The following is a 23,869-nucleotide window of genomic DNA, read 5'->3' on the forward strand; positions in this document are numbered from 1 at the left end:
GTCTCCAAGGCCGCGGAAACTAACGGCCTCCGCGGCAAAATGCAAAATAGCGGCGAAGCTGTCATTCCGGGATGGTGCGTCAGCACCAGACCCGGAATCTCGGGATTCTCCGATGTGCAATAGCACATCGTAGTTCGATGCTCGCGCATCGCCCCGGAATGACAGCGCTAAAACGGGCTGACGGAAAAATAGCGCAGCCACAGATCGGTGTAGCGGCCTTTTTCCCAGAGCCGGAACAGCGCCCAGTTCAACGCCTGCCGGAGCAGGTCGTTGCCCTTGCGCACCGCAATGCCGATGCCCTCGCCGAAGAAGCGGCTCTCGACGAAGGGGCCGCCGGAGAAGGCGCAGCATTCGGCCGAATCGGTGCCGTTGATCCAGAACGCGAGCGCGATCGCGTCGCCGAAGATGAAATCGACCTCGCCGCGGCGAAGCGCCTGCCGGAGCGCGTCGTCATTTGGATAAGTGTGGAGCTCGGCGTCGGTGAACATCGCCTTCAGATAGGCTTCGTGCGCGGTGCCGCCGATGACGCCGACCTTCTTGCCTTCGAGATATTCCGGCCGCACCTCCGGCAGCACGGCGTTGCGCTGGGACACGAAGCGGGCCGGCGCGCGGTAATAAGGATCGGAGAAATCAACCCTTGTGCGCAATTGCGGCGTCACCGCCATCGAGGCGATGATGGCATCGCCCCTGTTGGTGGCGAGCGCATCCACGAGCGTCTCGAAGCGGCGCATCTGGATGGTGCAGGTGACCTTGATCTCCTCGCAGATCGCGCGCGCCAGGTCGACATTGAAACCGGCCGGATTGCCGTCAGGACCGGTGAAGTTGAACGGCGGATAATCGGTTTCGGTCAGGAACCGGATGACGGTGATGCGCGACAGATCCGGCCGTTCAGGCCGCCGCCGCGGATCCCAGAAACCGGGCACCGCCTGCGGCGCCGCCTCGACGGGCGGCTTCGGCGGCGGGGTTTGTGCCAGCGCGGACCCGCTACAGACAGCCAACGCCGCTACAACCAGCCATCCGGCCGTGGCGCGGACAGGACGGGAAATGTCGAGCGGGGCGGTCTGATCTGACATTTGGCCGGGCAATGTTGCGGAATTGGACGGCCTTATAGACCATCCGGGGCACGATGCGAGGCTTTAGCTCAGAGATAGCGCTTGAGGTCGGCCGCAGCTTCTTCCGGGCTGCGTTTGAGGTTGAACGGGGAGACGAACTTGCCGTCGCGGTCCATCAGATAGATCAGCGCGGTGTGGTCCATTGTGTAGTCGCCGTCCTTGAGCGGGACCTTCTTGGCGTAGACGCGATAGGCCGACAGCACCTTGGCGATGGCATCGGGGTTGCCGGTGAGGCCCTTCAGATGCGGGTCGAAGCTGGAGAGATAGTCCTTCATCGCCGCCGCGGTGTCGCGCTCCGGATCGACCGAGACGAAATAGGCGTTCACCTTGTCGGCGTCCGTGCCCATCGCCCGCAGCACTTCGGAAATCTCGAACAGCGAGGTCGGGCAGACGTCGGGGCAATGGGTGAAGCCGAAGAAGATCAGCGTCGGCTTGCCCTTCAGGCTCTTGTCGGTGATGGTCTGGCCGGCTTGGTCGGTGAGCTGGAACGGGCCGCCGATCGCCGACGGGGTGGTCATGCTGCGCAGGCCGCCCATCGTCCAGAACAACAGCAATAGTCCGATCGCCAGGCTGCCGGCGAAGGCAGCCACGATCACGAGCGGGCGGGTGGTCCGATCCATGAAAAAATTCCTCTTATTGGATCAGAAACAGGCCGAGACGCCGGCCGCGATGGTCTCAAAGAACACCGCCGTGCCGTAATGGAACCAGAGCGCGCCCGCGCCCAGCACGACGAGCGCGCCCAGCCCCGCGGCACCCCAGGCGATGGCGGACGCCGCCTTGCCCTGTGCCGAGGCCGGCGCGGTCATTCCATGCGAGGCGGAAACCGGCTGAACCATGTGCTTGAAATAAGCCCGGTTCCGCCGCCCGGCAAGCGCAATGCTGCGGCGCGCCGTCACATCATGTGGAGGGAAATACCGAACTGTCGCCACTCGTCATGCCCGGGCTCGACCCGGGCATCCACGTCTTCCTTGACGTCAAGAACGTGGATGGCCGGGTCAAGCCCGCCCATGACGGCAGAGGGCGACCGCGCCTCTAGCGCGCCCGGTTGGCGGAGGCCTGGGCGTCGAGGTAGCAGGGCCGGAACATGGCCTGCAGGGCCTTGCCGCGCAGGAAGATCATCCTCGGGGTGAGGCCGCCGCGCGAGGCGATCCAGCGGCGGATCGAGGTCGGGTACATCGAGTACAGCATCTGGGTCGCTTCGGGATTGGTGATGGCGCGGCCGTTGGCGCCGAAATCCCATGCAGCGTGGAAACCGAGATTGGCATGCGAGGTGACGCAGATCCGATTATGCGGAACCGCACCCAGCACGATGGTGCAGGCCGATGCGCAGAGGCCGTCGATGATGACGGTTTCGCCGGAACTGCGAAGGCCTTGATATCTGTCGACGTAAGTGCCGATCCTGCCGCCACGATCGTCGGCGATCCGCACCACCGCATGCGAAGCCCCCATACCCGCCAGCAGGAGAACCGCCGCGAGCAACCCCGTCATCAACTTCATGGCCTGCCCCAGTCGAATATCGAATCCGTTGATCTTAGTGATGCAAGACTTTGGCCAGCGTGTTGCGGGTCTGGATTTTTGTCCAGCCGTCACAGCTCGATCAAAACAAATTCAAATCGAGTGTTGCGCACACGCTGCAGTTTGCGGATGAGAGGTCCCAAACTGAAACAACCTTACCGTGTCCTCGCGGAACGGCCGCCAAGCTCCCTTTGCCGTTGACCGCGCGCGAACGTGCAGGTCTCATTCAAAGGGAACTCGGGGAAGAAAGACATGGCTGAGGATGTAGACGTCATTGTGGTGGGCGCGGGTCTGGCAGGCCTTGTTGCCGCCACAGAGATTACAGATGCCGGAAAACGCGTCATCGTGGTCGAGCAGGAAGGCGAACAATCGCTCGGGGGCCAGGCGTTCTGGTCGTTCGGCGGATTGTTCTTGGTCGATTCGCCGGAGCAGCGCCGGCTCGGCATCAAGGACTCTCACGCGCTCGCGCTGCAGGACTGGATGGGAACCGCGGGCTTCGATCGCGACGAAGACCATTGGCCGCGGCGTTGGGCGGAAGCCTACGTCGCTTTCGCCGCGGGTGAAAAGCGCGACTGGCTGCGCGCGATGGGCCATCGCCTGTTTCCGATCGTCGGCTGGGCCGAGCGCGGCGGCTATGACGCGATGGGCCACGGCAATTCGGTGCCGCGTTTCCACGTCACCTGGGGCACCGGGCCCGGCATCGTCGAGCCGTTCGCGCGCCGCGCACGCGAGGCCGAAAAGAGCGGCAGGCTGATCTTCAAGTTCCGCCATCGCGTCGATGCGCTGTCGGTGACGAACGGCGCGATCGACGGCGTCACCGGCGCGATCCTCGAGCCGACCAATGTGGAGCGCGGCAAGAGCACCTCGCGCAATGTGGTCGGCGAATTCTCGCTGCGCGCGCCAGCCGTGATCGTGGCGTCCGGCGGCATCGGCGGCAATCATGACCTGGTGCGGCAGAACTGGCCGAAGCGATTGGGCGAACCGCCGCAGCACATGATCTCCGGCGTGCCCGCACATGTCGACGGCCGCATGATCGGCATCACCGAGGCGAGCGGCGCGCGGTCGATCAACCGCGACCGGATGTGGCACTACGTCGAGGGCATCCAGAACTGGAATCCAATCTGGCCGAAGCACGGCATCCGCATCCTGCCCGGGCCGTCATCGATGTGGTTCGATGCGACCGGACGGCGATTGCCGGCGCCGCTGTTTCCGGGCTCCGACACGCTCGGGCAACTGCAATACATCATGGGCACCGGCTATGATTATTCCTGGTTCATCCTGACCCAGAGCATCATCAAGAAGGAGTTCGCGCTCTCGGGCTCCGAGCAGAACCCCGATCTCACCGGCAAGAGCTGGCGCATGACGATCAAGCGCGCGACCAACAAAGGCGCGCCGGCGCCGGTGGAAGCGTTCAAAAAACACGGCGTCGACTTCATCGTGCGCGACAGGCTCGAGGATCTCATCGCTGCGATGAACCAGCTTTCCGGCGACAACCTGTTGAAGCTCGATCACATCCGGACGCAGATCGAGGCGCGTGACCGCGAGATCACGAATCCTTACGTGAAGGACGCGCAGGTGATGAACCTGCACAATGCGCGCAAATATATCGGCGACCGCCTGATCCGCACCGCCGCGCCGCATCGCATCCTCGATCCCGCGCATGGACCGCTGATCGCGGTGAAGCTCAACATCCTCACCCGCAAGACACTCGGCGGATTCGAGACCGATCTCGATTCACGTGTGTTCGGCCACGACGGCGAGATCATCCGGGGACTCTACGCCGTCGGCGAAGCCGCAGGATTCGGCGGCGGCGGCATGCACGGCTATCGCTCGCTGGAGGGGACTTTCCTCGGCGGCTGCCTGTTCTCCGGACGAAACGCGGGACGCGCCGCGGCGAAGGCGGTGGGATAAATCGCGACTCGCCAGTGTTAAGCGACTGCGCTAGGTAGTCACCCGCCAATCAACGGGAGAACAATATGACCATTCAGCGTTTTGAAACCGGGCCGCGGATGAGCCAGGTCGTCGTGCATGGCGACACGGTGTATCTGGCCGGCATCGTCGCCAACAAGACGGCCGGTGAAAGCGTGACGAAACAGACCGAGGAGATCCTCTCGATCATCGACGGCCATCTGGCAAAGGCCGGCACCGACAAATCGAAATTGCTGACGACGACGATCTACATCACCGACATGAAGACGTTTCCCGAGATGAACGCCGCGTGGGACCGCTGGGTGTCGCCGGGCAACACGCCGGCGCGCGCCACCGTCGAGGCCAAGCTGGCGGCGCCGCAATACACTGTCGAGATCATGGTGACCGCGGCGAAGTAAGCGCGCCTTACTCGAGAATGGCGATGCCGGCCGTGACGCGCGGCCGGCATCGTGCATTTCGTCGAGCGTGATCGAGCGACTTCCATCGTCGAAGCGACCTATGCGGCCGCGACGTTGGTCTCGAAGAACGCCTTGAGCCCGACAAAAGTCACATCGGGCCTGGTGATGACATGGACCGGAATCTCCCGCAGATAGGCATCGAACCGGCCTTTGCTGGTGAAGCCCGTGCCAAAACCCGATCCCGCCAGATGATCGACGAAACGAGGCACGATGCCGCCGGCGATATAGACGCCGCCGCGGGCGCCGAAGGTCAGCGCCAGATTGCCGCAGACCATGCCGAGCATCGCGCAGAACATGTCGAGCGCCGCCCGGCTCGTCGCGCAGTTCCCGTCAAGCGCGGCCTGCGTGATCGAGGCCGCATCGCGCGCGGGGGCGCCGGCGCCGTCGATGGCGTTCAGGGCGTCATAGAGATTGGCGAGGCCGGACCCCGATAGCACACGTTCGATCGAGACGTGACCGAAGCGCCCGCGCAGGTGATCGATCACCCGCTCCTCCCGTTCCGACGTTGCCGGCAAGGTGGCATGGCCGGCTTCGGTGACAACTGCCACGGGCAGCTTGCTCGCCGGAACCAGGCAGGACGCGCCAAAGCCGGTCCCCGGCCCGACCACGAGCATGGGAGCGCCGGCGACCGGAGTTCGGCCGCCGAGCGACACCACGTCGGAAGCCCCCAGCGCCGGCAGCGACCAGGCCAGCGCCTCGAAATCATTGAGCAGATGCACAGCCGTGAAGGCGAATTGCTGGCGCAGGCTGGCCGCATCGAACATCCACGGGCTGTTGGTCAGCACCACGCGGTTGTTCTCGATCGGGCCCGCGATGCCGAAAATCGCCGCAGTGGCAACGTCGCCCATCGCGTGGCGGGCGAGGAAGGCAGCGATCGCCTCCGCCGAGGTCGGATAGTCGGCGACCTTGACATGTTCGATGGGGCCGATCTGACCACCCCTGACGAGCGCGAAACGCGCATTGGTGCCGCCGATATCGGCGAGCAATGCTTGGCTGGTCCCGGTCATTGACTCCGTTCCTGTCGAGTTCCGATCAGCACGCGCCCATCTTTCGCCGCAGCCGCTTGCCGGTTCCGGTCCGCGCCTGCCGGCTGGCTGGCGGCGATGAGGTCCGAGTACCACTGCACGGCGGTTTTGGGAATCGGTCGCTGCGTGGCTTTATCAACGCAACCCAGGCCGAAAACGCTGCGAATAGCCCGCCGCCCCTTCGTCAGTGTTGCGGGCTCAAACAACGTTCGAGCGCGATGAGCAACTGCGTCCGGCCAACGATTCCGATGGGTTTGCCGTCGCGGACCACCAGCACCTGCGATATCTGGTGCGCGTCCATTCGCGTGACGACATCGTCTACCGTCGCGGTCTCATCCACGCGCACGGGATCCCGCGTCATGACGGCATCGACGCGCAACGCGTGCGTCCGCTCACGCATCAGATGACCCTCCGCTCTTCCGAGCATCAATTCGAGCAAGAACCCTGCGGGGCCAGTCACGCCCAGCTCCTGGCGATGCAGGAAATCACCTTCGGAGATGATGCCGACCAAAGATCCATCATCGTCGATCACAGGCAAGCCACGCTGGGTGGTTTCCAGGAGCAGGTGGACGGCATCGAGCAGCGGCGCGTTCGGCTTTATGGTGGCGAAGCAGGTTCGCATGACATCCGTTGCCAGCATTGTTTCTCTCCAAACAGGCTCGGGTCGCGAGAGCGTTTTCGAGCGAAGCATGCCCTCGGACTTGATCCGAGGGTGGGCACCGGTTCGCGTGAAGAAAACGCGTCAAAGCAAAAATCTAGAGCTTCGGCTCTGGTTCAATCAGAACCTAAGCTCCAGCGTGCACCGGCGAACGAGCCGGACCTTGATGTGCGTCAAAATGACGACGGCGCCCTCTGACCTGGATCAATACCTGGATCGGCCGTTGTGCTCTTATGGCTGCGTCCAATTCGGGCCGATTGCCACCAATTGTGGGGGAGAATGACGATGTTCAAGAACCTGCTGGTGCTTATCCCTTCCGAACGTCCGGCGCGGCCGGTAATTGACGGCGCCGTGCTGCTGACCATGGCGTACGGCGCCCACCTCGACGCGCTGTCCGTCGCCTACGAGACTGCCAATGTTCCGATCGCCGCGGCCGGCGGCGCTGCGGTCGTCATGATCGTCGAGGAGACCCGGCAGCACGCGCTGGAGCGCGCAGAGGCCGCGATGCTCGTTTTCGAGGTCGAGGCCAAGCACGCAGGGATTTCGTATACCTGCCGCACCATGAGCGCGACACCAGGCGAGGCAATCGCGATCGCCGGCGCCAGCGCCCGGCTTCATGATCTCACCGTCGTCCTGCAGCCGGAACCCGATCGCGATACATTCGACAACGATGTTCCGCAGGAAGTCCTGTTCCAGTCAGGCGGCCCGGTCTTGTTCATGCCCTATACCTTCCGCGGCGCATTTGCGGCGCGGCGCATCGGAATTTGCTGGGACGGAAGCCGCCTTGCCGGCCGTGCGCTGCGGGATGCCATGCCGCTGCTGCGGCACGCCGACGCGCTCACGATCATTTCCATCGGCAATCCGGGGGCGATTCCCGACGAAGCAAGCCCGCAGCGCCTCGTCGAACATCTGGCGCGGCTTGGACTGCCGGCCAAGATCATGGCCTTCCCGGCCGCGCACTCCGAAATCCAGCCGGCCATCCTGTCCGTTGCGGCCGACGAGAGCCTCGATCTGCTGGTGATGGGCGGTTACGGGCATTCGCGGCTGCAGGAACGGCTGCTCGGCGGCGTCACCCGCGAAATGCTCCAGTGCATGACGGTACCGACCCTGATGTCGCATTGAGCTGGCTGGCGGGCCTCCGCCGTCGCGTATCGTCCGTCATTGCGAACGCAGCGAAGCAATCCATCGTTCCGCACGTGGAGCCATGGATTGCTTCGCTGCGCTCGCAATGACGATTGTCTGGGTCCCAGCCCTCCGTAACATTCCTTAGGGTCCGTAATCCTCCTTAGGGAAGGACTCCGAATTTTCAGGCGCGGTGCAGGCAGGCACTCTGGCTCCATCAGATGATTTGAAGGAGCCCGCCATGCACACCGACGCTTCCCGCCCCGTCATCCAGGCCGCGAGCACGCCGCACCGTCTCGGAAGCCCGGCCATGCAGGGACCGCTTGCGCTGATGGGCACGCCCTTTCAATATGCGCGCAATGCCGAGATCTACGGCGAAGGTGACGAAGCCGAATATCTCTATCAGGTAGTCTCTGGCACCGTCCGCACCTACAAGGTGCTGGAAGACGGCCGGCGTCAGATCGGCGGCTTCTATCTGCCGGGCGACATCTTCGGCTTTGAGGCGGGCGAAACGCACTCGTCTTCCGCCGAGGCCGTGAACGGGGCGCAGGTCCTGATCGTCAAGCGCAGCGCGGTGATGCTGCGTGCCGAGCGCGAGAAGGATCTGTCGCAGCAGCTTTGGGATGCCACCACGCGCGAACTGCAGCGCTTCCGCAATCACATGCTGCTCCTGATCAAGACGGCCGAGGAGCGGGTCGCGGGATTCCTGCTCGATATCGCCCGCCGCACCGCCAGCACGAATTCGATCGAACTTGCGATGTCGCGCCAGGACATTGCCGATTACCTCGGCCTCACCATCGAGACCGTATCCCGCACCTTCACCCAGTTGGAACAATCCGGCGCCATCGCGCTGGCGACCTCGCGCAGGATCGAATTGCGGAACCGGGCTGCGCTAAACCGGCTGAACGCCTGAACGCCTGACGAGGATAGAATCGACCGAGGTGTGCCATGAACCATTCATTGATCAGCGCGGATCGTGGCACCCATCGCAAGATCATTGCGCTTGGTGCTGCCGCCGCGGTCGCGATCATGCTGCTGGCGGTTCATGGCCGAAGCAGCGACCAGACCGAAGCTTCACGCCGGCAGCCCATTGTCCAGCATATTGCCGCGCCCGATGCGATGCGTCCGCTCGCACTAGCCGAGTTGAGATAGCCCGGCTCCCCGCCGAAAGCTTTCGTTTCACGCCCTGATCCTGGGCCTTGGTTCCGCAACATCGTCGCCACCGGCCTGGAGCCAGCGGATGATCCGGCGCCACGAACGGCCCAAGCTCTCGCGCCCCATGAAAAGACCTAGGTGACCGCACGGCTCGGAGGACTGCTCCAGCCATTGCGGCGGCGTGCCGAGCAGGCGCGCCGTGGCGAGTGCCTGCTCGAGCGGCACGAGAATGTCCTTCTCTGCTGCCAGCAGGAAGACCGGAACCGTCACATCGGCGAGATCGATCTTGTGGCCAAGCGCGATGAATTGTCCCTGGGCGATCCGGTTCTCGCGGAAGATCCAGTTGGTCGCCTCGATATAAAAGGTTCCCGGCAAATCCAGCAGCTTGCGATCCCAGCGCTCGAAGCGTGCCAGCAGTGCCGCCCCCTGTTCGGATCCATCACCGACATCCCTCTGCAAGGTCGCTTCGACGTCCTGGGGGGTGAGCGGCATGCTCCAGAAGCGAAGCGTATGCTTGCCGCTTATGATGCCCTCTCCCTGGTGCACCAGCTCGTCGAACGCTGCCTCGGGCACACTTGCCACCATCCGCGACAGATCTGAGGGCACGGAGACATCGACCGGCGCACCGGCGAGCACGAGCCGCCGCACCTTTTGCGGAAAACGGGCGGCATAGACCAGCGACAGCCACCCGCCCTGGCACAAGCCGATGAGATCGACCGGTGCGCCGATGTCATCGACGGCCACGTTGAGGTCGGCGAGATAGCTGTCGATCGAAAGATAGCGCATCTCTGATGTCGCCGAGCACCAGTCGGTGACATAGATGCGATCCATGCCGCCCTGTTGCAGGGCCTGCACCAGGCTATGGCCGGGCGCGAAATCGGCGACCAAGGCCTCGTGCAGCGAAAAGGGGGCGCAGATCAGAAGCGGCTGGCCCGTCGCCTTGCGTGAAAAATCCCGCAGCCGCATCGAGGCGAGCTGCAGCGCGATCACGTTCGGCGTGGACCAGGGGGGCGGCGTTTCGTTCTCCGGCTCGGACGGCGTGGGGTCGCGACCAGCGAACCAATGCAGATAGGCTTCCAGCGCCAATCGCGTGGCTGCCATCGGCCATAGCAGCGTCTGCACCGCCCAATCCGTGTCGACGCTCGGCTTCTCTTGCGGTGGTCTGCTCTTTTCGCTCAAGCTCACCCCCCTTTGCTCGCCGGCGCCATGGTCGGACAGGCATCAGCGGAAGGTTTGACCTCGATCAAGCGTGGACAATATAGGACCACCATATTAGCGCTGGCCTGAGCGGGTTAGCAGGGGAGTTGTCCATGCCCTATCCCTCGAATGCGGATCTGCCATTTCCGGTTCGCAGCCATTTGCCTCCGCATGCCCAGGACATCTATCGCGAAGCCTTCAACCATTCCTTTGCCGCGCATGCGGGCGACATCAGGCAAGAGGAGACCGCACACCGGACCGCCTGGGCGGCGGTGAAGCGATCCTATGAGAAGGTCGGCGATCATTGGATCCAGAGACCCGGAATCTAGAACCTGAAGAGTTTTGTTCGAATTGCTCTAGCGCGAAACCAACGGCTGGCACGTGATCCGGTTTCGCGCACCACCGCAGATTTCCAAGCGGCCGGCGATGACCTCGGAGGTAATCGATTAGCTCACGCCAACATCCGATAGTCCGCAGCAGCCGATCCATTCGGCGACACGCGAAGGAGAGCAAGATGACCGACCACAAAACCATCGCAAGCCGCTATATCGAACTGTGGAACGAGCGCACGCCGAGCCGGCGCCGCGAGATACTGGCCGAGAACTGGACCACGGACGCACGCTATGTCGATCCGCTGATGAGCGGCGACGGCCATGAAGGCGTCGATGCGCTGATATCGGGCGTCCAGGAAAAATTTCCGGCCTTCAAATTCAAACTGATCGGCGAACCCAACGGTTTCGGCGATCATCTCCGCTTTTGCTGGGGCCTTGGTCCCGACGGCGCCGACGGCCCGATCAAGGGCACGGACTTCGCGGTGCTGAAGGACGGCCGCATCAAGAGCATCACCGGCTTCCTCGACCAGGTGCCGCAGGGCGCGTGATATGATGCGGTGCATGGCGGTGCTACTGACGCAACATCCGTCAGCCTCCCTGCCATGCACTGCCGAGAAGAAAGCATAGAGCGGAGCAAGTTTGCGTTACCGCTCGCGCGCTTGTGACGGCGATCTCGCTGTCGTGAGAAGTAACGCCTCACCTCCCACACCATTATCTCGCGGTGCGATGAAGCGGTTTTGCATCCCGCAAGGGTCGCTTTGCGCAGCGTCGATGTGACAGTTTCGGTGAAAAGCAATTTCAACGGAGGCATATCATGGAAGTTGATACTGACCGCCTGAACTCTTTCATGGGCAAGATGATTGGTGACATCGGCGCCGCGATGAACGCGTCGCTGATGCTGATCGGTGACAGGCTCGGCCTCTACAAGGCGTTGGCCGAGAAGGGACCGATGAACTCCGCAGAGCTGGCGGAAGCGACAGGCACCGCGGAGCGCTATGTGCGCGAGTGGCTGTCGGCGCAAGCCGCCTCGGGCTACGTCGAATACGACACCAAATCCGGAAAGTTCTCGATGTTGCCGGAACAGGCCATGGCGCTGGCCGACGACGAAAGCCCGGTTTTCCTGGGCGCGGTCGGCAACGTCGTAGCGGCGACATTCCTCGACGAGCAGAAGATTTCCGACGCCTTCAAGACCGGCAAGGGCGTCGGCTGGAACAAGCGCAGCGAATGCCTGTTCTGCGGAACGGCGCGCTTCTTTCGCACCGGCTACAAGCATCATCTGGTGCAGGAATGGCTGCCTTCGCTCGAGGGCGTCGTCGACAAATTGAAGCGGGGCGCGAAGGTCGCGGATGTCGGCTGCGGCCATGGCATATCGACCCGCTTGATGGCGGAAGCGTTTCCGAAATCCACATTCTTGGGGTTCGACTATCACGAGGGCTCGGTCCAGGTCGCGCGCGAGCTGGCGCGGGAGGCGGGACTGTCCGATCGCATGCACTTCGAGACCCACACCGCGAAGACTTTTCCTGCCAACAGCTACGATCTCGTGTGCTTCTTCGACTGCCTGCACGACATGGGCGACCCGGTCGGTGCGCTCAAGCATACCCGCAGCACCATGGCCAAGGACGGCACCTGCATGCTGGTCGAGCCCTTCGCCAACGACCGGCTGGAGGACAATCTCAATCCGATCGGGCGCGTCTACTATGCGGCCTCGACCATGGTCTGCACGCCGGCCTCCCTGGACCAGGAGGTCGGGCTCGCCTTAGGCGCGCAGGCTGGCGAGGCCAGGTTGCGCGAGATCGCCCGCGAAGCCGGCTTCACCCGGTTCCGGCGCGCCACCGAAACGCCGTTCAACCTGATCCTGGAAGCACGGCCATAACAGCGCGATAACGCCAGCACGCAGCGCCGCCGCGCGAAGTCTCTTCGCGTGGCGGCGGATGGACTTGACGCGGACGAGCGCTTGCGGGACTTGCTAACGGATCGAGGCCGGCGCTGACATGCGCGACCGCTGATCCGAGGACATCTGCCATGAGTACCTCTGTCGCCAACGAAGCCATCGATCTCCTGACGAAGCTGCGGGCTCTGCCGGCCTTCGTCGCCGACGGCAGTCTGATCGCCCGCTCGCCGATCGACGGCGAGGTCATCGGGCGTCTCAAGCCTGGAAGCGATGACGACATGCGCGCGGCGATCGCCCGCGCGCGCAGCGCGTTCCTGGCTTGGCGAACTGTCCCTGCCCCGCGCCGCGGCGAACTGGTGCGCCTGCTCGGCGAGGAATTGCGCGGTTCGAAAGAACTGCTCGGGCGGCTGGTGACGATCGAGGTCGGCAAGATCCTCTCCGAGGGACTCGGAGAGGTGCAGGAGATGATCGACATCTGCGACTTCGCCGTCGGGCTATCGCGCCAGCTTTATGGATTGACGATCGCATCCGAACGCCCCGGTCATCGGATGATGGAGACCTGGCATCCGGCCGGCGTGTGCGGCATCATCACGGCGTTCAACTTTCCGGTTGCCGTGTGGTGCTGGAATGCAGCGCTTGCGCTGGTCTGCGGCAACGCCGTGGTGTGGAAGCCTTCGGAGAAAACGCCGCTGACCGCCTGCGCGGTGCAGGCGATCATTGAGCGTGCGCTCGCGCGTTTCGGCGATGCGCCGCAGGGTCTCGCCAAACTGGTGCAGGGCGACCGCACGATCGGCGAAGTCCTGGTCGATCACCCCGACGTCGCCATTCTGTCGGCCACCGGATCGACGCGCATGGGCAAGCAGGTCGGCCCGCGCGTCGCCGCGCGCTTTGGCCGGGCCATTCTCGAGCTCGGCGGCAACAACGCCGCGATCGTCACGCCCTCCGCCGATCAGGATCTCGCTCTGCGCAGCATCGCGTTCTCGGCGATGGGCACTGCCGGCCAGCGGTGCACCTCGCTGCGCCGCCTGTTCGTGCACGAAAGCATCGCCGATGATTTCGTCTCGAGGCTCAGCCGCGTCTACCGTTCCGTCACCATCGGCGACCCGCGCGAGTCGCGCACCTTGGTCGGCCCGCTGATCGATGCAGCCGCCTTCGAGGCGATGGGCCGCGCGCTGGAGGAAGCAACCTCGCTCGGCAAGGTGCATGGCGGCACCCGCGTGGATCATCAATCACAAGCCGCCTATTACGTTGCGCCTGCCCTGGTCGAGATGCCGGCCCAAACCGGCCCGGTGCCGCGCGAGACGTTCGCGCCAATCCTGTACGTGATGCGCTACCGCGATCTTGCCGAGGCGATCGCCAGCCACAATGCGGTGCCGCAGGGGCTCGCATCGTCGATCTTCACAACCGACATCCGCGAGGCCGAGACCTTCTTGTCCGCGGTCGGCTCGGATTGCGGCATCGCCAACGTCAATATCGGCCCGTCGGGCGCCGAAATCGGCGGCGCGTTCGGCGGCGAGAAGGAAACCGGCGGCGGCCGCGAATCCGGATCCGACGCCTGGCGCGGCTACATGCGGCGCGCCACCAACACCATCAACTATTCGCGCGAACTGCCATTGGCGCAGGGCGTCAAATTCGATGTCGGGTGACGCGAGGGATTGGAGCGGGCGAAGGGAATCGAACCCTCGTATGCAGCTTGGGAAGCTGCCGTTCTACCATTGAACTACGCCCGCGGATCTCGCTTTCCGCACCTGATTAGCCGAGACTGGGGCTTTCGCCAAGCCGCCTCTGGCGTTCTCCTTAACGGAAAACATCCAGATTCCGGGTGGGCTGCTTGGGGCGTTGCGCCGCGGCGGGCGCATCGCTAAGTCCTGGGGCATGATCCGAAGACCGCTGTTGCAGCGTGAGCGCATTGCCGTGAACGAGTTCCGCTGCACCGCGGTGCCCGGCGAGAAACCGTTTGCCGAACAATATGATGCGCATTCGATTTCCTATGTCCGCAAGGGCAGCTTCGGCTGCCATTGCCGGGGCCGTTTCCATGAGCTGGTGACCGGCGCGATCCTGGTCGGCCATCCCGGCGACGAATATACCTGCACCCATGACCATGTCGGCGGCGACGAATGCCTGTCGTTCTACCTGCATCCGGAGCTGGTGCAGGCGATCGGCGACAGCCGCGCCGTCTGGCAGATCGGATCGGTGCCGCCGCTGCCGGAATTGATGGTGCTGGGCGAGCTCGCGCAAACGGCAGCAGATGGCAACAGCGACATCGGCCTTGACGAGGCCGGCCATCTCTTGGCCAACCGCTTCGTCGAGGTGGTGTCGGGGCGCGCGGCGAAGCCGGTGACAGCCGCCTTGCGCGATCGGCGCCGCGCGGTCGAGGCCGCGCTGTGGATCGACGCGCATTCGCAGCAAGAAATCGGGCTGGATGATGCGGCGGATCAGGCCGGCATCAGCGCGTTCCATTTCCTCAGGCTGTTCTCGGACGTCCTCGGCGTGACGCCGCATCAATATCTCGTGCGCTCGCGGCTGCGCCACGCGGCGCGCCGCTTGGCCGATGACGACAGCTCGGTCACCGAGATCGCCTACGACGTCGGTTTCGGCGATCTCTCCAATTTCGTGCGCACGTTCCGCCGCGCCGCCGGCGTCTCGCCGCATGCGTTCCGAAAAGCGTCGCGCGGCGACCGCAAGATTTTCCAAGAACGGCTGGCGCTGCACTAGCTAGCCTCCTCCAGTCCAGCGCGTCATCAGGCGCGCTTAAAGCACTGGAGAACGATCATGTATGACCATATCGGACTGCGCGTCGGCGATCTCGACGCCAGCGTGCGTTTCTATACCGCGGCGCTTTCCCCGCTCGGCTATGTCCTGTGCTCGCGCGATGACAGTGGCGCCGGCTTCGGCCCGAAGGGCGAGCCGGCGCTGTGGCTGCATCTGCACAAGGGCAAGAGCAATGGCGGCGCCCATGTCGCATTCCGCGCGCCGGACCACGAGGCGATCAAGACATTCCATAGCGAAGGATTGAAAGCCGGCGGCCGCGACAATGGCGCAGCCGGCCATCGCAAGGATTACAGCCCGACCTATTACGCGGCGTTCCTGATCGACCCCGACGGCAACAATGTCGAGGCGGTGTGTGCGTAAGCAACCGCCATCTCCGCCGTCATTGCGAGCGGAGCGAAGCAATCCATGGTGCCACTTGCGGAGGCTTGGATTGCTTCGTCGCTTCGCTCCTCGCAATGACGAACTCCACATGCAAGAGGAATTCACCCCATGGCTTCCATCCGCAAGGAATTCATCATCGACGCGCATCCCGACCAGGTCTGGGATGCCTTACGCGATTTCGGCGCGCTGCATACGCGCCTGGTGCCGGGCTTCGTGCTCGACACCAAGCTCGACGGCGATGCCCGCATCGTCACCTTCTCCAACGGCACGGTCGCGCGTGAACTGTTCGTCGACTGCGACGACGCGCGGCGGCGGCTGGTCTATGCCGTCGTCAGCGAGCGGCTGAAGCAGCACAGCGCATCCATCCAGGTGTTCGCCGACGGCGACTCCCGCAGCCGCGTGACATGGATCGCCGATATGCTGCCGAACGAGATCGCGCCCTACATCTCCTCCCAGATGGATCTCGGCGTCAGTGCGATGCAGAACAAGCTCGGGCGAGAGGCGCCGTGATGAACCCGTGTCAGGACAGCGCGGGACTTACCTTCGCAATCGGCGCACGCTTCGGGCCCCAGCGCGTCAGCACCACGCTTAAGCATGAGAGCACGCCAAGCACGACCATCGAGGCGGCTGCGAGCATGAAGAAGTTCTGCGCGGTCGCCTCATGCGTCGAGAGCCACCAGCCGCCGGCGGCGATGAACAGCAGACGCGCGGTCTGCGCCAGCACCGGGCCCAGCACCTTTGCCGCGCCTTGCGAGGAGAAAAACATCGACATGGCCAACCCGATGAAAGCGTACATCGGCGCCGCCGTCGACAGATATTGATGGCTGGCCAGGCGCACGGCGGGATCACCCGTGAAGAGGTTGACCCAGAGGTCGGGGAAGATGGCGAGGAAGGTGCCGATCGCACCGACCGAGACGAACGACACCGTGCCCGCGGTCCAGGCGATCCGCCGCGCCCGCGCAATACGGTCGGCGCCGACCGCCATGCCAATCATCGGCACTGAGGCGATGCCGGTCGCGAACGCGAGCGACGTCAGCATGAATTCGAGCCGCGCGCCGATACCGTAGCCGGCCAGGATCGCGGTGCCGAAATTCGCCAGCATGTGGGTGAAGATGCTGATGGTCAAAACCGACTGCAGCGGCGAGAAGCAGGAGATGGCGCCGACCTTCAGGATGTCGATGAACATCGCCCACTGGATGCGCAATCCCCTGAGCTTCGGCACGACGCGGGCGCGGCCGGAGAACAGGTACCAGCCCATCACGGCAATGCTGATCGAATAGGCGATCAGCGAACCCGCCGCGACGCCGCGCATGCCAAATTGCGGGATGGGGCCGAGGCCGAGGCCCAGCGTGCCGCCCAGGATGATCTGCCACACGGCGGACGACAGGATCATGGTCGAGGGCAGCTTCATGTTGCCGGTGCCGCGCAACACGCCCGCCATGGTGTTCATCAGCCACGGCAGCACGGCGCCGCCGAAGAAGATCTGGCTGTAAGCAATCGCCTGCGCCAGCACGTTGCCGCGGCCGCCGAGCAATTCCAGAAGATGCGGCCCGAAGATCAGCATGCCCAGCATGAAGACCAGCCCGAAGCTGATGCCGATCAGAAGCGCATGCGCCGCAAGCGTGGAGGCGCGTTCGGTCTCGCCGGCGCCAAGTGCCCGCGCGATCGCGGAGGCCACGCCGCCACCCATGGCCCCGCCCGACATGGTCATGGTCAGGATCACGCAGGGAAACACCAGCGCCATCGCGGCCAGCGATTCCACGCCGAGCCGGCCGATATAGGAGGTCTCCGCGATCACCACGCAGGTGCCGGCCGAAAGCGCGATCACGTTGGGCCAGGCGAGCCACAACAGCGTGCGCAGGATCGGCCCGTCGAGCAGGCGGTTACGCGCCGGCGCCGTCACCGGCGGCGGCAGCGGGCGCTCTTCCTCGTCGACAGGTATTTCGGCAACCGCGATATCAGGCATTTCCACTCCGAAGCACGCGGTCTGGTTGCCGCGGCGCGGTGCTTCCCTACCACGGCCGCGATCAATCCCACGTGCGCCCGGCGCAGGGGCCCCCTGCACGATTGTAGGTGGGTAGCCTCCCGTCCCACCACACGAAATTCACGCCGAACGATAAGAACATTCGACCGCGCAACGGATTGTCCCTGCACCATCTTTAGGGAGCCCACCCATGCGCAGGAATCTGCTCGTGGCAATGTCGATCGGCGCGTTGGCGCTGTCGCTTTCCGCCTGCAATGACCCGGAGGACACCAAGACCGTCGCACAGAGCTACGGGGCCGCGCCGGCGCTGCCGCCGCCCGAACATTCGCTGATCCCGACCGTCGATATCGCCACGCCGAATCCGTGGCCCGCCGGCACCAAGCCGATGGCCGCCAACGGAATGGCCGTCAACGCCTTCGCGACCGGGCTCGATCATCCGCGCACGGTCTACGTATTGCCGAATGGCGATGTGCTGGTGGCCGAAAGCAACGCACCGCCGAAGCCGGACGACGGCAAGGGCATCAAGGGCTTCATCTACAAGCAGGCGCAGAAATGGGCCGGGGCCGGCGTGCCGAGCGCCAACCGCATCACGCTCCTGCGCGACGCCGACGGGGACGGTGTCGCCGAAACCCGCAGCATTTTCCTGAAAGACCTGAATTCGCCCTTCGGCATGCTGCTGGTCGGCAATGATTTCTATGTCGCCGACTCCGATGCGATCATGCGCTTCCCGTATCACGAGGGAGATACCAAGATAGACGCGGCCGGCGTGAAGCTCACCGAGCTCCCCGCTGGCACCATCAATCATCACTGGACCAAGGACCTGACCGCGAGCCCCGACGGCAGCAAGCTCTATGCGACCGTCGGCTCCAACAGCAATGTCGGCGAGAACGGCGTGGAGGCCGAGGCCAATCGCGCCGCCGTGCTCGAAGTCGATCGCCAGAGCGGCGAGTGGCGTGTGTTCGCCTCCGGTCTGCGCAACCCGAACGGCCCATCATGGAATCCGCAGACCGGCGAGCTCTGGGTCACCGTCAACGAGCGCGACGAGCTCGGTAACGATCTGGTGCCCGATTACATGACCTCGGTGAAGGATGGCGGCTTCTACGGCTGGCCCTACAGCTATTTCGGCCAGCATGTCGACAGCCGCGTCGATCCGCAGCGGCCGGACCTGGTCGCAAAGGCGATCGTGCCGGACTATGCGCTCGGCGCGCATACCGCCTCGCTCGGGCTCACATTTAACACTGGGAATCTTTTTCCGCAGGACATGGCCGGCGGCGCCTTCATCGGCCAGCACGGCTCGTGGAATCGCAAGCCGCGTTCCGGCTATAAGGTGATCTTCGTGCCATTCGCGAATGGCAAGCCCGCAGGGCCGCCGCGGGATATCCTGACCGGCTTCCTCAACGACAAGGGCGAGGCCCAGGGCCGTCCCGTCGGCGTCCGCATTGCCAAGGACGGCGCGCTCCTCGTCGCCGACGACATCGGCAACACGGTCTGGCGCGTGACGCCGGCGACGCATTCGGCGGCGAAATAGCGATCGGATCGATCAGAGCTTCGGTTCTGATTGAATCAGAACCGAAGCTCTGGATTCCTGTTTTGACGCGTTTTCTTCACGCGAACCGGTGTCCACTTCGCTCGAAAACGCTCTGGCCAAGGTTCCTACTGTGGCTTTGCTGCACGCGAACGCAAACATTGCCCGCGGCCGTCGCATCCTCGCCCAAATGGCTTCTCGGTCTCGCCACGAATTCGGTTCACGAAGCATCGACCATACTTGGGGAGATGGTTATGCGGGCGACCAGACTATCTGCGCCGGTGGTGTCCACCGACGCCACGGCAGAGATCGCGCGGCTCCAGAATGAGCTGACCGGCTTCAATGACCGTATCACCGAACTCGAAAGACAACATCCCGAGGCCTCGAAGCTGGAAGCGCTGAGGGCGAGCGCGTTGCTGCTGGCCCGGCAAATCGATGAGCTGCGCTGTTCGAGCTCGACCGACCTGACCGAGCTGCTCGCAAAGTAGGTCGCACCCCGAAAGAACGACGGGGACGATTGCCGGCGAATTAGCCAGGCGCGCTGGTCAAGGGCTTCCATGCGGCGAGCGCCGCGCGCGCAACGCGTTCAAGCTCTCGCCGCGTCGCGCCGTCGCGCGCCTGGATCGACATGCCCTGTTGCACGGTGACGTAGTATCGGGCGATCGCCGCGAGATCGGCGCTTGCCGATATCTCGCCTGATACCACGCCCTCCTGCAGGCGCTGCCGCAGATCCTCGACGTTTTTCGTGCGCATCGCCATCAGCTCGCGCCGCACCGTTTCGGACTGCTCGGTCGCATGCAGCGCCGATAGCACCACCAGGCACCCCGTCGGCCGGTTCCGTCGCGTGAACGCCCTCGCCGTCTGCATGAGATAGCTTTCCACCGCCTCAAAAGCAGTCGGCGCGCGGGCGATGCCATCCCAGATCTCAGGCCCCTCGGTGGCGCTATACAATTGCAGCGCTTGCCGGAACAGTTCTTCCTTGCAGCCGAAGGCCGCATAGAGACTCGGCGAAGCAATCCCCATCGCCGTGGTGAGATCGGTCATCGACGCCCCTTCATAGCCCTTGACCCAAAACACCTCCATGGCGCGCGCGAGCGCCGCATCCTTGTCGAAGCCCCTGGGGCGACCTCGTTCGACCATCCGTCCACCCGATTTCTGTGTTGTTCGATACATAATTAGCTTGACCGCCCGGCGCAACCAACCTATTTCTGTATCGGTCAACACAGAAATGGAGATGGAACATGAGCGCATTGCAGGGAAAGCGGGCGTTGGTGACGGGCGCGAGCCGCGGGATTGGCGCCGCGATCGCAAGGCGGCTCGCCGCCGATGGCGCGAACGTTGCGATCACCTATGAACGTTCGGCCGACAAGGCGCAGGCGGTAGTCGCCGAGATCGAGCGTTTGGGCCGGCGCGGATTTGCGATCAAGGCCGACAGCGCCAATGCCGCTGCGGTCAAGGCGGCCGTGGATCAAGCCGCCGAGGCGCTCGGCGGTCTCGATATCCTCGTCAACAATGCCGGCATCTTCAGGGGCGGACGGATCGACGAACTCAGCCTCGAAGACATCGATGCGACGCTCGCGGTCAACGTCCGCGCTGTGGTGGTCGGATCCCAGGCGGCGGCAGCGCACATGGGCGAAGGCGGCCGCATCATCTCGATCGGCAGCAATCTGGCGACCCAGGTGCCCGGTCCCGGCATGAGCCTATACTCCATGAGCAAATCCGCGCTGATCGCGTGGACAAAAGGCCTGGCGCGCGATCTCGGCGGCCGCGGCATCACGGTCAACATCGTGCATCCGGGCTCGACCGACACCGACATGAATCCCGCCGAAGGCGAGCAGGCGGCCGCCCAGCGGGCCCGGATGGCGATCCCCCGCTACGGCAAGGCAGAGGACGTCGCAGCGCTGGTCGCATTCGTCGCTGGGCCGGAGGGGCGCTCGATCAACGGCACCGAGCTTACCATCGACGGCGGCGCCAACGCGTAGGCGGCCACCCCGCATCGCCAGCGGGTGACTGCAACGGGCCCTGATCGTATTTGCAAGGGCACCAATTGAGGCAAACGCCGCCGGGAGACTGCATTTCGAACCCGGCGGCGGAGTTTTGTGAATTGCCGAACGCTCAGAGCGAGCTGATCGAAAGCTTCATAAAGGCGTCAAGCAACGACGGTATTTTGGTAGCCTCAAAATTGATTTCTTTTGCATATGGATGCTCGATGACCGACGAGAAAGTCGCCCGTCTGCGGGCCCATGACAGCAACATCAGCCGATACCGGCGGCTGCTGGGGACCAATCTTACGGATCTTGAACGTGGGTTTGTCGAAAGGCGGTTGAACGAGGAATGGTCGGCCGTGCAAAGCTTGGCCAATCCTCAAATTTCAAGTTGTCGCTTCGACTGGAGCGGCCCGCCAATGTGATCGCGGCGGACTCTCGCAGGGCTTCGCTTTCGCCAGCCCCGGCGTCCGCCAGTGCTGACGGAGTTCGCCAAATTCCCTGACGGTCGTTTCAAGATAGATTTTGTGCGGCTCTCCGGGCCCAAGGGAGCGCAGGTCGGCAGGCCCCCGTCCGATGCCGTCATAATCTATCGCGCGCATCGACGGGACTTGAGAAACTGCTGCTATAAAAGCATCGCTGCCGCCACGGCCCGGTGGTCCTTATTGTGCCGGAGGGGAGTCCATGAAGCTCATCTATGCTGGCCTACTGTTGGCCGCGGTATTCTGCCAATCTGGCGAGCGCTGCTATGCCCAGCAGGGCTCGTTGGGCCCCACCGATATAGACGGCTTCTATCAGCCTCCAGCGGAAGCCATCCCTTCTCTTCCGCAGCAACGGACGGCCCGCAAGCGGAAGGACGAAACGGCGCAAGGTTCGGCGTCAAAATCCACGAACTGGGAGGAAGAAGCAGCGCGCCAGCGGGCTGATGACGATCAGCTCAGGCGCAAACTGAATATCTGCCAGAACTGTGTTTCGCCGAACCAGAAAGGCAAGCCGGCAGGCTTTTAATCTGTGAAGCCCGTCCGACGTCGGTCCCCGGCCGCAACGGAAAGGGCCATGTCGCCGCTGGCGGCCAACCGGGCTAAAGTGCTCTGGTCAGCTTATCGCGAAGATGGGCATGCGCTCGCCGACACCGCGGAGCGTCATCACCTGAGGTTGGGGATCCACCCCGCGCGACGAAATGAGTCGGGCCGATTCCGGATCCTGCACCACCGCCTGGGTGGCGAAGATGCTGTCGCCTGTGGCCAAAGCCTGCACCCGCGATGCGATGTTCACCGTCTGGCCGAAGTAATCCTGCCGGTCGTTCAGGTTCACGGCAAGGCAGGGCCCCTCGTGAATCCCGATCTTCAGGATCAGTTCCTCCGCGCCCCGCCGGACATTCAGCGCTCGCATCGAATCGCGCATCTTGAGGGCGGCGGAGACGGCGCGGTGCGGCACCGGGAAGGTCGCCATTACGGCGTCACCGATGGTCTTGACCACGGCGCCGGATTCAGACGCCACGATTTCGTTCAGGATCTGGAAGTGCGAGCGCACCAGATCATAGGCGACGAGATCGCCGACCCGATCGTACAGGTCGGTCGACCCCTTCAGGTCCGTGAACAGGAAGGTCAGGCTCATGATCTTGAGCCGCTGTTCGACGTCGAGGGTCTCCGTCCGATAGAGGTCGCGGAATGTCTGGTTCGTCAGCAATCGCTTGGCGGTAAGGAAGGGGCGCCGGCCGCCGATCAGCCGCTCCAGCTCCGGGCCCGTCACATAGACGCCGACCAGAATCCGGCGCTCCGTTCGGTTATCCAGCAGAAGACGCAATGGACCCGGAGACAGGGTGATGCGGCTGAGGCCGGTAGGGGCGTTCATGAAGATCATCGAGAGCTCGCGGCGTTCCGCCGTCGGTTCGCCTGAGGTCTCGATCAAATGGGCACTATGGGTCACCGGGTCGAAGACGATCACGGGCTGCGCCGGAAGTTGCAGAGCCAGAATCATCCGTTCGCCGGCGTGCAGCTCGATCGTCTCCAACACAGCCTTACTGGCGAGCTCGGCGAACGCGTCCGGCCTGGGGGAGACGACCCCCGTCCCGAAAAAGACCTGCCGGTGATAGTCCCAGAAGCCGAGTTCGTCCGGAGAGTGGGCGGCGATGCGGCGAATCCGTGGGCTGACCGTGAAGCTGACCTCCACCGTTTCGTCCAGCACCGGCTCGCTCGCCACCCCGCAGAAAGCGCAATGGTAGTCCTCCTTCTGCACGCTCCGCAACGTGGCGTTGGCACCGAGGATGCCGCCGCAGCTCGGACATAGAATGTTCCAGGACATCTCGAACAGCCCAAGCCGCGATGCGTGCAGAAGGGCCGCGATGACCTTTTCCTCGTCCAGGCCGCTGCCGGCAGCGAAGGCCACGGCATTGAGCCGGGCGAGTTCCTCGTCACGTCCGTTCTGGACGAGATTATCGACGGCATCGACCACGACCGGGTCGGCCGAGCGGCGCAAGGCGTCGAACAGGGTGTCGCTATCCTGCATGTGCCGAGCATACCTCAAATGTCCGGCGACGACATCCGGCCGCTAGGGTCGAAGTGCGTCGATAGCGTGGGCTATGAGAATACCGACGCTCAATATAATCAGACATGAAATTACTGCATCAAACATGCCTTTAGGGGGTGATCTCGTCCCTGATCAGTCAAAAGGATTCGACCGCAGGGGAACATTTCCGGCACTGTCGATGCGTCGAGGCCACAACCCCGCGTCATGTGAGACCAAGCGAGCGCTACGCGGCCTCGAACACGATCAAAATTGTCGTTTCCCCTTCCGAAGGGTGGCGGCTACGACCGCGGTCGACAGGT

Annotated in this window: 27 protein-coding genes and 1 tRNA gene; 17 read left to right on the top strand and 11 right to left on the bottom strand. The window is 63.9% G+C overall.

The window, feature by feature from the left end:
- Nucleotides 1-167 precede the first annotated feature (167 nt).
- The 4 genes from AC5ZGW_RS08370 to AC5ZGW_RS08385 all read right to left on the bottom strand — a co-directional run bounded on the left by AC5ZGW_RS08370 (nucleotide 168) and on the right by AC5ZGW_RS08385 (nucleotide 2,609).
- On the bottom strand, nucleotides 168-1,073 hold the full coding sequence (locus tag AC5ZGW_RS08370; protein WP_130227543.1) for an ABC transporter substrate-binding protein: 906 nt from the start codon (nucleotides 1,071-1,073) through the stop codon (nucleotides 168-170).
- A gap of 68 nt (nucleotides 1,074-1,141) precedes the next feature.
- Nucleotides 1,142-1,732, bottom strand: coding sequence for an SCO family protein (locus AC5ZGW_RS08375; protein WP_028167642.1), 591 nt, complete (start codon nucleotides 1,730-1,732; stop codon nucleotides 1,142-1,144).
- Between the two features lie 21 nt (nucleotides 1,733-1,753).
- Nucleotides 1,754-2,041: a hypothetical protein gene (locus AC5ZGW_RS08380; RefSeq protein ID WP_130227544.1), complete on the bottom strand. Its 288-nt coding sequence runs from the start codon at nucleotides 2,039-2,041 to the stop codon at nucleotides 1,754-1,756.
- Between the two features lie 103 nt (nucleotides 2,042-2,144).
- Nucleotides 2,145-2,609, bottom strand: coding sequence for a hypothetical protein (locus tag AC5ZGW_RS08385; RefSeq protein ID WP_028163486.1), 465 nt, complete (start codon nucleotides 2,607-2,609; stop codon nucleotides 2,145-2,147).
- A gap of 270 nt (nucleotides 2,610-2,879) precedes the next feature.
- On the opposite strand from AC5ZGW_RS08385, the gene AC5ZGW_RS08390 reads away from it, so the two are divergent.
- Together AC5ZGW_RS08390 and AC5ZGW_RS08395 are read left to right on the top strand one after the other, a co-directional pair.
- A complete protein-coding gene (locus AC5ZGW_RS08390; RefSeq protein WP_130227545.1) occupies nucleotides 2,880-4,538 on the top strand; it encodes an FAD-binding dehydrogenase in 1,659 nt (552 codons plus the stop codon).
- A gap of 65 nt (nucleotides 4,539-4,603) precedes the next feature.
- Nucleotides 4,604-4,954 (top strand): RidA family protein, encoded by a 351-nt coding sequence (locus tag AC5ZGW_RS08395; RefSeq protein WP_130227546.1) that lies wholly within the window; start codon nucleotides 4,604-4,606, stop codon nucleotides 4,952-4,954.
- Nucleotides 4,955-5,052: 98 nt separating this feature from the next.
- On the opposite strand, the gene glk is transcribed toward AC5ZGW_RS08395, so the two are convergent.
- Together glk and AC5ZGW_RS08405 are read right to left on the bottom strand one after the other, a co-directional pair.
- A complete protein-coding gene (gene glk / locus AC5ZGW_RS08400; RefSeq protein ID WP_130227547.1) occupies nucleotides 5,053-6,021 on the bottom strand; it encodes a glucokinase in 969 nt (322 codons plus the stop codon).
- A 202-nt stretch (nucleotides 6,022-6,223) separates the two neighbouring features.
- On the bottom strand, nucleotides 6,224-6,679 hold the full coding sequence (locus AC5ZGW_RS08405) for a CBS domain-containing protein (RefSeq protein ID WP_028163482.1): 456 nt from the start codon (nucleotides 6,677-6,679) through the stop codon (nucleotides 6,224-6,226).
- A 303-nt stretch (nucleotides 6,680-6,982) separates the two neighbouring features.
- Between AC5ZGW_RS08405 and AC5ZGW_RS08410 the strand changes: the two genes are divergently transcribed.
- The 3 genes from AC5ZGW_RS08410 to AC5ZGW_RS08420 all read left to right on the top strand — a co-directional run bounded on the left by AC5ZGW_RS08410 (nucleotide 6,983) and on the right by AC5ZGW_RS08420 (nucleotide 8,971).
- Nucleotides 6,983-7,819: a universal stress protein gene (locus tag AC5ZGW_RS08410; RefSeq protein WP_130227549.1), complete on the top strand. Its 837-nt coding sequence runs from the start codon at nucleotides 6,983-6,985 to the stop codon at nucleotides 7,817-7,819.
- Between the two features lie 241 nt (nucleotides 7,820-8,060).
- Complete coding sequence (locus AC5ZGW_RS08415) at nucleotides 8,061-8,732, top strand: helix-turn-helix domain-containing protein (protein ID WP_207231068.1); 672 nt, start codon at nucleotides 8,061-8,063, stop codon at nucleotides 8,730-8,732.
- Nucleotides 8,733-8,767: 35 nt separating this feature from the next.
- Nucleotides 8,768-8,971 carry a hypothetical protein gene (locus tag AC5ZGW_RS08420; RefSeq protein ID WP_130227550.1) on the top strand — a complete coding sequence of 68 codons (204 nt, stop codon included), beginning with the start codon at nucleotides 8,768-8,770 and terminating at the stop codon, nucleotides 8,969-8,971.
- A 27-nt stretch (nucleotides 8,972-8,998) separates the two neighbouring features.
- Here the strand turns inward: AC5ZGW_RS08420 and AC5ZGW_RS08425 are convergent, their stop codons facing one another.
- Entirely contained in the window at nucleotides 8,999-9,964 is a 966-nt protein-coding gene (locus tag AC5ZGW_RS08425; RefSeq protein ID WP_349645096.1) for an alpha/beta fold hydrolase, read from the bottom strand.
- Nucleotides 9,965-10,284: 320 nt separating this feature from the next.
- On the opposite strand from AC5ZGW_RS08425, the gene AC5ZGW_RS08430 reads away from it, so the two are divergent.
- From AC5ZGW_RS08430 to amaB, 4 genes are all read left to right on the top strand, one after another.
- The gene (locus AC5ZGW_RS08430) at nucleotides 10,285-10,500 is read left to right on the top strand and encodes a ChaB family protein (RefSeq protein ID WP_130227551.1); all 216 of its coding nucleotides are present in this window, start codon (nucleotides 10,285-10,287) and stop codon (nucleotides 10,498-10,500) included.
- A gap of 185 nt (nucleotides 10,501-10,685) precedes the next feature.
- Nucleotides 10,686-11,051 carry a nuclear transport factor 2 family protein gene (locus tag AC5ZGW_RS08435; protein WP_130227552.1) on the top strand — a complete coding sequence of 122 codons (366 nt, stop codon included), beginning with the start codon at nucleotides 10,686-10,688 and terminating at the stop codon, nucleotides 11,049-11,051.
- 266 nt (nucleotides 11,052-11,317) lie between these two features.
- The gene (locus AC5ZGW_RS08440; protein WP_130227553.1) at nucleotides 11,318-12,376 is read left to right on the top strand and encodes a class I SAM-dependent methyltransferase; all 1,059 of its coding nucleotides are present in this window, start codon (nucleotides 11,318-11,320) and stop codon (nucleotides 12,374-12,376) included.
- 149 nt (nucleotides 12,377-12,525) lie between these two features.
- The gene (gene amaB / locus AC5ZGW_RS08445; RefSeq protein ID WP_130227554.1) at nucleotides 12,526-14,040 is read left to right on the top strand and encodes an L-piperidine-6-carboxylate dehydrogenase; all 1,515 of its coding nucleotides are present in this window, start codon (nucleotides 12,526-12,528) and stop codon (nucleotides 14,038-14,040) included.
- Nucleotides 14,041-14,050: 10 nt separating this feature from the next.
- Here the strand turns inward: amaB and AC5ZGW_RS08450 are convergent.
- Nucleotides 14,051-14,124 (bottom strand) — tRNA-Gly (locus AC5ZGW_RS08450).
- 145 nt (nucleotides 14,125-14,269) lie between these two features.
- Between AC5ZGW_RS08450 and AC5ZGW_RS08455 the strand changes: the two genes are divergently transcribed.
- The 3 genes from AC5ZGW_RS08455 to AC5ZGW_RS08465 all read left to right on the top strand — a co-directional run bounded on the left by AC5ZGW_RS08455 (nucleotide 14,270) and on the right by AC5ZGW_RS08465 (nucleotide 16,057).
- Nucleotides 14,270-15,109 carry a helix-turn-helix transcriptional regulator gene (locus AC5ZGW_RS08455; protein ID WP_028163474.1) on the top strand — a complete coding sequence of 280 codons (840 nt, stop codon included), beginning with the start codon at nucleotides 14,270-14,272 and terminating at the stop codon, nucleotides 15,107-15,109.
- Between the two features lie 57 nt (nucleotides 15,110-15,166).
- Nucleotides 15,167-15,526, top strand: a complete 360-nt coding sequence (locus tag AC5ZGW_RS08460) for a VOC family protein (protein ID WP_130227555.1) — start codon at nucleotides 15,167-15,169, stop codon at nucleotides 15,524-15,526.
- A gap of 129 nt (nucleotides 15,527-15,655) precedes the next feature.
- Nucleotides 15,656-16,057, top strand: coding sequence for an SRPBCC family protein (locus tag AC5ZGW_RS08465; protein ID WP_130227556.1), 402 nt, complete (start codon nucleotides 15,656-15,658; stop codon nucleotides 16,055-16,057).
- 10 nt (nucleotides 16,058-16,067) lie between these two features.
- Here AC5ZGW_RS08465 and AC5ZGW_RS08470 read toward each other — a convergent pair whose 3' ends face one another.
- Nucleotides 16,068-17,513: an MATE family efflux transporter gene (locus tag AC5ZGW_RS08470; protein WP_130227557.1), complete on the bottom strand. Its 1,446-nt coding sequence runs from the start codon at nucleotides 17,511-17,513 to the stop codon at nucleotides 16,068-16,070.
- A 208-nt stretch (nucleotides 17,514-17,721) separates the two neighbouring features.
- Between AC5ZGW_RS08470 and AC5ZGW_RS08475 the strand changes: the two genes are divergently transcribed.
- Nucleotides 17,722-19,059, top strand: a complete 1,338-nt coding sequence (locus tag AC5ZGW_RS08475; protein WP_130227558.1) for a PQQ-dependent sugar dehydrogenase — start codon at nucleotides 17,722-17,724, stop codon at nucleotides 19,057-19,059.
- A 251-nt stretch (nucleotides 19,060-19,310) separates the two neighbouring features.
- Nucleotides 19,311-19,544 (top strand): hypothetical protein, encoded by a 234-nt coding sequence (locus AC5ZGW_RS08480; RefSeq protein WP_028163469.1) that lies wholly within the window; start codon nucleotides 19,311-19,313, stop codon nucleotides 19,542-19,544.
- 40 nt (nucleotides 19,545-19,584) lie between these two features.
- On the opposite strand, the gene AC5ZGW_RS08485 is transcribed toward AC5ZGW_RS08480, so the two are convergent.
- Nucleotides 19,585-20,196, bottom strand: coding sequence for a TetR/AcrR family transcriptional regulator (locus AC5ZGW_RS08485; protein WP_130229018.1), 612 nt, complete (start codon nucleotides 20,194-20,196; stop codon nucleotides 19,585-19,587).
- Between the two features lie 101 nt (nucleotides 20,197-20,297).
- On the opposite strand from AC5ZGW_RS08485, the gene AC5ZGW_RS08490 reads away from it, so the two are divergent.
- The 3 genes from AC5ZGW_RS08490 (at nucleotide 20,298) to AC5ZGW_RS08500 (ending at nucleotide 22,049) form a co-directional block, all read left to right on the top strand.
- Nucleotides 20,298-21,038, top strand: a complete 741-nt coding sequence (locus AC5ZGW_RS08490; RefSeq protein WP_130229017.1) for an SDR family NAD(P)-dependent oxidoreductase — start codon at nucleotides 20,298-20,300, stop codon at nucleotides 21,036-21,038.
- A 122-nt stretch (nucleotides 21,039-21,160) separates the two neighbouring features.
- Nucleotides 21,161-21,466, top strand: coding sequence for a hypothetical protein (locus AC5ZGW_RS08495; protein ID WP_130229016.1), 306 nt, complete (start codon nucleotides 21,161-21,163; stop codon nucleotides 21,464-21,466).
- Between the two features lie 259 nt (nucleotides 21,467-21,725).
- On the top strand, nucleotides 21,726-22,049 hold the full coding sequence (locus tag AC5ZGW_RS08500; RefSeq protein ID WP_130229015.1) for a hypothetical protein: 324 nt from the start codon (nucleotides 21,726-21,728) through the stop codon (nucleotides 22,047-22,049).
- 87 nt (nucleotides 22,050-22,136) lie between these two features.
- On the opposite strand, the gene AC5ZGW_RS08505 is transcribed toward AC5ZGW_RS08500, so the two are convergent.
- Nucleotides 22,137-23,549, bottom strand: a complete 1,413-nt coding sequence (locus AC5ZGW_RS08505) for an adenylate/guanylate cyclase domain-containing protein (RefSeq protein WP_130229014.1) — start codon at nucleotides 23,547-23,549, stop codon at nucleotides 22,137-22,139.
- Nucleotides 23,550-23,869: the final 320 nt, after the last annotated feature.

This window comes from Bradyrhizobium sp. Crot121 (assembly GCF_059512385.1).

Coding starts and splice junctions, on each gene's coding strand:
- AC5ZGW_RS08370 (WP_130227543.1), bottom strand. CDS start 1,073: ATGTCAGATCAGACCGCCCCGCTCGACATTTCCCGTCCTGTCCGCGCC.
- AC5ZGW_RS08375 (WP_028167642.1), bottom strand. CDS start 1,732: ATGGATCGGACCACCCGCCCGCTCGTGATCGTGGCTGCCTTCGCCGGC.
- AC5ZGW_RS08385 (WP_028163486.1), bottom strand. CDS start 2,609: ATGAAGTTGATGACGGGGTTGCTCGCGGCGGTTCTCCTGCTGGCGGGT.
- AC5ZGW_RS08390 (WP_130227545.1), top strand. CDS start 2,880: ATGGCTGAGGATGTAGACGTCATTGTGGTGGGCGCGGGTCTGGCAGGC.
- AC5ZGW_RS08395 (WP_130227546.1), top strand. CDS start 4,604: ATGACCATTCAGCGTTTTGAAACCGGGCCGCGGATGAGCCAGGTCGTC.
- glk (WP_130227547.1), bottom strand. CDS start 6,021: ATGACCGGGACCAGCCAAGCATTGCTCGCCGATATCGGCGGCACCAAT.
- AC5ZGW_RS08405 (WP_028163482.1), bottom strand. CDS start 6,679: ATGCTGGCAACGGATGTCATGCGAACCTGCTTCGCCACCATAAAGCCG.
- AC5ZGW_RS08410 (WP_130227549.1), top strand. CDS start 6,983: ATGTTCAAGAACCTGCTGGTGCTTATCCCTTCCGAACGTCCGGCGCGG.
- AC5ZGW_RS08415 (WP_207231068.1), top strand. CDS start 8,061: ATGCACACCGACGCTTCCCGCCCCGTCATCCAGGCCGCGAGCACGCCG.
- AC5ZGW_RS08420 (WP_130227550.1), top strand. CDS start 8,768: ATGAACCATTCATTGATCAGCGCGGATCGTGGCACCCATCGCAAGATC.
- AC5ZGW_RS08430 (WP_130227551.1), top strand. CDS start 10,285: ATGCCCTATCCCTCGAATGCGGATCTGCCATTTCCGGTTCGCAGCCAT.
- AC5ZGW_RS08435 (WP_130227552.1), top strand. CDS start 10,686: ATGACCGACCACAAAACCATCGCAAGCCGCTATATCGAACTGTGGAAC.
- AC5ZGW_RS08440 (WP_130227553.1), top strand. CDS start 11,318: ATGGAAGTTGATACTGACCGCCTGAACTCTTTCATGGGCAAGATGATT.
- amaB (WP_130227554.1), top strand. CDS start 12,526: ATGAGTACCTCTGTCGCCAACGAAGCCATCGATCTCCTGACGAAGCTG.
- AC5ZGW_RS08455 (WP_028163474.1), top strand. CDS start 14,270: ATGATCCGAAGACCGCTGTTGCAGCGTGAGCGCATTGCCGTGAACGAG.
- AC5ZGW_RS08460 (WP_130227555.1), top strand. CDS start 15,167: ATGTATGACCATATCGGACTGCGCGTCGGCGATCTCGACGCCAGCGTG.
- AC5ZGW_RS08465 (WP_130227556.1), top strand. CDS start 15,656: ATGGCTTCCATCCGCAAGGAATTCATCATCGACGCGCATCCCGACCAG.
- AC5ZGW_RS08470 (WP_130227557.1), bottom strand. CDS start 17,513: ATGCCTGATATCGCGGTTGCCGAAATACCTGTCGACGAGGAAGAGCGC.
- AC5ZGW_RS08475 (WP_130227558.1), top strand. CDS start 17,722: ATGCGCAGGAATCTGCTCGTGGCAATGTCGATCGGCGCGTTGGCGCTG.
- AC5ZGW_RS08480 (WP_028163469.1), top strand. CDS start 19,311: ATGCGGGCGACCAGACTATCTGCGCCGGTGGTGTCCACCGACGCCACG.
- AC5ZGW_RS08485 (WP_130229018.1), bottom strand. CDS start 20,196: ATGGTCGAACGAGGTCGCCCCAGGGGCTTCGACAAGGATGCGGCGCTC.
- AC5ZGW_RS08490 (WP_130229017.1), top strand. CDS start 20,298: ATGAGCGCATTGCAGGGAAAGCGGGCGTTGGTGACGGGCGCGAGCCGC.
- AC5ZGW_RS08500 (WP_130229015.1), top strand. CDS start 21,726: ATGAAGCTCATCTATGCTGGCCTACTGTTGGCCGCGGTATTCTGCCAA.
- AC5ZGW_RS08505 (WP_130229014.1), bottom strand. CDS start 23,549: ATGCAGGATAGCGACACCCTGTTCGACGCCTTGCGCCGCTCGGCCGAC.